Raw genomic sequence first — 4,956 nt, 5'->3', positions numbered from 1 at the left:
GTCGCTGGCCGAGCCGGTCGCCGAACACTTCGGTGGCGATCCGCGCCCGCTCGGCCGGGCTCTCGACCGCGGCGATGCGGTCGGCGATGTCGGCGAGCACGCCCTCGGTCGTGCGCGCATTGCCGGCCGCGTCCGTGAACGCCACGCCGAGCCGGCGGAACGCCTCCTCCGCCGCGCGCTCGCCCGTCGCCGCCTCGGCGATCCGGCGCGTCAGCGTCGCGAGGCCGCGTTCGAGCTCCTCGTTCCGGACCCCGGTCTCGATCGCGGCGAAGCGGAACGCCTGCAACGCGTCCGTCCAGACGCCGAGCTGGTCCGCGAGCTCGCCGAGCCCGTCCACCGCATCGACCGCGCGGCGGGCGAAGGTGGCGAGCGCGCCGACCGAGAGCGCGCCAAGGCCGATGCCGAGCAGGTTGAGCGCCGATGACGCGCGCTGCGCCCCGCCGACGATGCGCGCGAGCGCCTGCTCGCCGGCCTCGCCCGTGCGCGTCAGTTCCTGACGCATCTGCTGCGCGCCGTCCACCGAGAGCCGGACCGACAGCCGGCGCGTCGCGTCACTCACGGTGCACCCCTCTGCGCAGGTTGCGGTTGCCCTGACGAATAAACGTAGCTACGATAAGTGACGTGCGGATCACCTTCGACCCGGCCAAGCGGGCCAAGACCCTGGAGGAGCGAGGATTGGACTTGGCCACTGCGGCCGAGGTCTTCGCCGGGCTCCATACGGTCGCGCAGGACACGCGGCGCGACTACGGCGAGCCCCGCTTCATCACGGCGGGCTACCTGCATGAGCGGTTCGTGGTGCTGGTCTGGACGCCGCGCGGCAACGCGCGGCGCGTCATCTCGATGAGGTATGGCAATGCCAAAGAAGAAGCGCGTTGGCGCGAAGCCCTGGGTTGATCCGGACGACGCGCCGGAACTGACCGCCGAGCACTTCGCTCGGGCGGATGTGTATGTCGGCGAGACGCTGGTGCGGCGCGGCCGTGGGCGTCCGCGCTCGCCCGCGGCGAAGCGTCAGGTGACGATCAGGCTCGAACCCGAACTCCTTGAGCGCCTGCGCGCGACCGGCCCGGGCTGGCAGACGCGGATCAGCGAGGCGGTGCGCGAGTGGCTGGCGAAGCGGGCCGCCTGAGCGTTCAGCCGTTGGCAGGCCTCCGCGATGCCTGCCCCTCGTGCCATCCCTGGCGCAGCGCGCCGAGCAGCGTCACGCCAGGCGCCGTCGGCACGCCGAGGCTCTCGGCGATGCGCAGCGCGGCGGGGAGGTCGAGCTTCGGCCCGGTGAAGCCCGGAACGATGCAGAGCAGCGCCGCCTGCCAGCACGCCACCTCTTCGATGGTGGTGGGTGCGTTGGCGGCGTAGGGGCAGGCCACGCCGCAGTCGCGCTCGGTCGCCGCGCAGCCGCGGCAGTACTCCGGCCCGCCGCCGCCATGCCAGGCGGCGCGGGCCTTCAGCCGTTTCCCTCCGCCTCCGCCGGGTCGGGCCGGCCGATCATCGCGTCCCAGAACGCGACCGCCATGTCGTCGTGCTCCATCAGCGCGTCCAGCGCCGTCGGCGAAAGCGCGAGCGGCGCGCCGTCGCGGTCGCCCACGCCCTCCCAGGCGGTGACGACGCGGCGCGCAAACAGGCGCACGAGCAGCATGAAGTAGAGGCCGTTGAAGACGGACCGCTCCTGTTGGGCGGCCTCGCCGAGCAGCACCTTCGCTTCCTCGATCTGCGCGGCGCCCTCTGCCGCCGCCCGCGTGATCCGGTCAAGCGGCTTCGCGAGCAACCGCACGCCCTGCGGCAGGTCGAGCCAGCGCGGCTCGCGCGCGATGTCGAGGGTGAGCATGGGTACCTCCGGGCTTGCGTCTTGACCTTCGCCCCGGCCATGTCCAACTTGGCCATAAGGTTATGGAGTGTGAGTCGTGCCGAACGTCAGCCTGACGCCCCAGCAGTTGCAGTTCATCGAGGCGAGCGTCGCCTCGGGCCGGTTCGCCAACGCCAGCGAGGTGATGCGTCACGCACTCCGCCTGATGCAGGAGGCGGAAGAGCGTCGTGAGCGCTTCGTGGCGATGTTGTGCGACGTGAGCGCGCGCGCGGATCGTGAAGGCACGCTCTCGGCGGACGAGGTGGACGCCGAACTGAAGACGGTGATCGCTGCGGCGAAGAAGCGCGCTTGAGCCCGGCGAGACCGAAGGCGCCGGCGCGGTTCACGCGCGAGGCATTGGCCGATCTGCGCCAAGCGGTCGCGTGGATCGCACGCGAGGATCCGATCGCCGCTGACCGGCTGCGCGTTGCGGCCAACCGGGCCGCCAAGGCGATCGGCGAGCATCCGGCGATCGGGCAGGTGCGCATCGAGTTTGCGCCGGAGCGCTTCCGGTTCTTCGTCCTGCAGCGCTTTCCCTACGTGATCGTCTATGAGCCCGACCTGACGCCACCCCGCATCCTGCGCGTGGTGCGCGGCGCGCAGGATCTGGCGGTGTTGCTGGCGGACCTGTCCGAGTTCGGCCACTGATCAGGCATACGCTGCGCCGCCGTTCCTGAGCGTGACGGTCATCATGCGCCCGGCGGCGGCATTGAAAGCGGCGCGGAACTCGAAGGCGGCCTCGACGCCGGCCGGCCCCTGGATTGGTGTCTTGGTGAGCGCGAGGTAGGTCTCGTGCAGCGTCACGGTGAGCCGGCGGGTGGCGCTGATGCGGTACTCGAACGCCACCTCCAGCGCGGCGTTGTTCGTGGCATCATCGAGCAGGAGAGTGTTCTCGAACCGGCTGGTGATCTGATGCGCGGATCGGATTGGCGTCATCGGCAGGCTGCGTGACGGGAGGCCCGGCAACCGCGGCACAGCTTGGCGCCGCGAGACAGGGTCCACGTGGGTCCGGGTTCGGGTCGTTTCCCCACACCTCCGTACACCCCCTCTCCGCGTCACGTGCACCACCGAGCCATCGCGCGGTGGCCTGACGAGGGCTGCTACGAAAGATAGCGCGACAGAGACAGTCCACCCGGACCCAGACCCGGACCCATCCGGCGATGTGGCGCTCAACCCACGCAACGATGGACCGAGTGACCGACCCTGAGGCAGTCGCGCTGCAAGTGATACGAGAGAGGTCAACGGCAGCGCGCCTGCCCACCAAGCTGGCAATGCCGCGCGGCTGGCGAAGGGGGTGCGGCCGAACCGACCACCACATGCGGCGACCTGATGCAGCGCGCGACTGCGCGCCATGTTCCGACCTCCACGACGATCTGACCGTTTGGCAGCAGTGCCCCACGCTCGGCCGGGAGATGCGAAGGCCGTCAAGGGCATGGAAGACCGCGCCGACCCGGACCGGGGTTGTCAGCTCACGCTGGTGCGCGCACCGTTCGGGCACATGTCAAACGCAGGATCCGCACCTTGTGCCGGCCCGCCGCGCACGGTGCCCTGCACCGAGGGAGAACCGACATGATCCGACGTCGCACCCTGGTGACCGCCACTGGCGCGGGTCTCGCCGCTACGCTCGCCGGCCCGGCGCTCGTCCGCGCCCAGGCGGCGGCGACGCTGCGCTTCACGCCGCAGCAGGCGCTGGTGACGCTCGATCCCGTCACCACCACCGCCTATATCACGCGCAACCATGGCTACATGGTGTTCGACACCCTCTACGGCATGGACAGCAGCTTCCGGGCCACGCCGCAGATGGTGGAGGGGCACCGCATCGAAAACGACGGCAGGCTCTGGACGCTGACCCTGCGCGAGGGACTCTCGTTCCACGACGGCGAGCCCGTGCTCGCGCGCGACTGCGTCGCCAGCATCGAGCGCTGGGCCAAGCGCGATCCCTTCGGCGCGACGCTGATCGCCACGACCGACGAGCTCTCGGCGCCCGACGACCGCACGATCCGCTTCCGCCTGAAGCATCCCTTCCCGCTGCTGCCGATCGCGCTCGGCAAGGCCTCGGTGCCGGTCTGCGCCATGATGCCGGAGCGGCTGGCCAGGACCGATCCGTTCTCCCAGGTGACCGAACTTGTCGGCAGCGGACCGTTCCGCTTCAAGGCCGATGAGCGCGTGGCCGGCACGATCGAGGTCTACACCAGGTTCGAGCGCTACGTGCCGCGCAAGGACGGTCCGCTCGGCTGGACCTCGGGGCCCAAGGTGGTGCATTTCGACCGGGTCGAGTGGCACGTGATCCCGGACAGCTCGACCGCAACCGCCGCGCTCGTCTCGGGTGAGCAGGACTGGCAGGAATACGCCTATCACGACCATCTGGCGATGCTGCGCCGGGCGCGCGGTGTGACGGTGCGCGTGCTCGACCGAACCGGCTTCGTGGCGATGATGCGCGTGAACCACATCCAGCCGCCGTTCAACAATCCGGCGATCCGCCGTGCGCTGCTCGGCGCGGTGGACCAGACCGCGTACATGCAGGCGCTGATGGGACCGGGAGAGCCTGACCTCTATCACGTACCGCTCGGGTTCTTCTGTCCCGGCACACCGATGGCCTCGGAGGACGGGCTCGAGGTGTTCAGGACACCACCCGACTACGACAAGGTGCAGGCCGACCTCCGCGCGGCCGGCTACAGGGGCGAAACGGTGCTGCTGATGGTGCCGTCCAACTCGACGGTGCTGATGTCGCAGGGCGCGGTGGCCGCGGACATGCTCAAGAAGGCGGGCATGACGGTCGAGGTGTTCTCGGTCGAATTCAACGCCATGCTGCAGCGGCGCAACCGCAAGGGTCCCGTGTCGGAGGGCGGATGGAGCGCCTTCATGACCAACTGGGCGGGCGCGGACTGGCTGAACCCGGCCGGGCACATCGCGCTGCGCGGCAATGGCGAGGCAGGCTATGCCGGCTGGGCGACCATGCCGCGCGTCGAGGAGCTGCGCGAGGCCTGGTTCCGCGCGCCCGACGAGGCGGCGCAGAAGGCGATCTGCCGCGAGATCCAGCTGGAGGCGATGCGCGAGGTCCCCTACTATCCGCTCGGCCAATATATGCAGCCGACCGCGTACCGGTCCAACCTCAC

At 70.2% G+C, this 4,956-nt stretch carries 9 protein-coding genes; 5 read left to right on the top strand and 4 right to left on the bottom strand.

Translation table 11 applies throughout. The features are described 5' to 3' along the window. A partial coding sequence (locus ACTIFU_RS22335; protein WP_439580528.1) for a phage tail tape measure protein occupies nt 1-559 on the bottom strand: 559 nt, incomplete at its 3' end. A 62-nt stretch (nt 560-621) separates the two neighbouring features. Between ACTIFU_RS22335 and ACTIFU_RS22330 the strand changes: the two genes are divergently transcribed. Both ACTIFU_RS22330 and ACTIFU_RS22325 read left to right on the top strand, forming a co-directional pair. Continuing rightward, nucleotides 622-894, top strand: coding sequence for a BrnT family toxin (locus tag ACTIFU_RS22330; protein WP_439580527.1), 273 nt, complete (start codon nt 622-624; stop codon nt 892-894). Then, a complete protein-coding gene (locus ACTIFU_RS22325) occupies nt 854-1,126 on the top strand; it encodes a BrnA antitoxin family protein (RefSeq protein WP_439580526.1) in 273 nt (90 codons plus the stop codon). Before ACTIFU_RS22330 ends, ACTIFU_RS22325 begins: the two co-directional genes overlap by 41 nt. Before the next feature lie 4 nt (nt 1,127-1,130). Here the strand turns inward: ACTIFU_RS22325 and ACTIFU_RS22320 are convergent, their stop codons facing one another. Together ACTIFU_RS22320 and ACTIFU_RS22315 are read right to left on the bottom strand one after the other, a co-directional pair. After that, nucleotides 1,131-1,364, bottom strand: a complete 234-nt coding sequence (locus tag ACTIFU_RS22320) for a hypothetical protein (protein WP_439580525.1) — start codon at nt 1,362-1,364, stop codon at nt 1,131-1,133. Nucleotides 1,365-1,441: 77 nt separating this feature from the next. Beyond that, a complete protein-coding gene (locus ACTIFU_RS22315; RefSeq protein WP_439580524.1) occupies nt 1,442-1,822 on the bottom strand; it encodes a hypothetical protein in 381 nt (126 codons plus the stop codon). 76 nt (nt 1,823-1,898) lie between these two features. Here ACTIFU_RS22315 and ACTIFU_RS22310 point away from each other — a divergent pair, with 76 nt between their 5' ends. Both ACTIFU_RS22310 and ACTIFU_RS22305 read left to right on the top strand, forming a co-directional pair. Beyond that, nucleotides 1,899-2,153, top strand: a complete 255-nt coding sequence (locus tag ACTIFU_RS22310; RefSeq protein ID WP_439580523.1) for a type II toxin-antitoxin system ParD family antitoxin — start codon at nt 1,899-1,901, stop codon at nt 2,151-2,153. Next, nucleotides 2,150-2,488, top strand: a complete 339-nt coding sequence (locus ACTIFU_RS22305; RefSeq protein WP_439580522.1) for a type II toxin-antitoxin system RelE/ParE family toxin — start codon at nt 2,150-2,152, stop codon at nt 2,486-2,488. The genes ACTIFU_RS22310 and ACTIFU_RS22305 overlap by 4 nt, the downstream gene beginning before the upstream one ends. Here the strand turns inward: ACTIFU_RS22305 and ACTIFU_RS22300 are convergent, their stop codons facing one another. Then, nucleotides 2,489-2,776: a hypothetical protein gene (locus tag ACTIFU_RS22300; RefSeq protein ID WP_439580521.1), complete on the bottom strand. Its 288-nt coding sequence runs from the start codon at nt 2,774-2,776 to the stop codon at nt 2,489-2,491. It abuts the gene before it with no gap. A 633-nt stretch (nt 2,777-3,409) separates the two neighbouring features. Between ACTIFU_RS22300 and ACTIFU_RS22295 the strand changes: the two genes are divergently transcribed. After that, nucleotides 3,410-4,956: ABC transporter substrate-binding protein (locus tag ACTIFU_RS22295; RefSeq protein WP_439580520.1), on the top strand; the 1,547-nt coding region annotated here is incomplete at its 3' end.

It is taken from the genome of Elioraea sp. (assembly GCF_051860475.1).
Classification (GTDB): Bacteria; Pseudomonadota; Alphaproteobacteria; order Acetobacterales; family Acetobacteraceae; genus Elioraea.
This window is presented reverse-complemented; position numbering and strand designations above follow the sequence as displayed.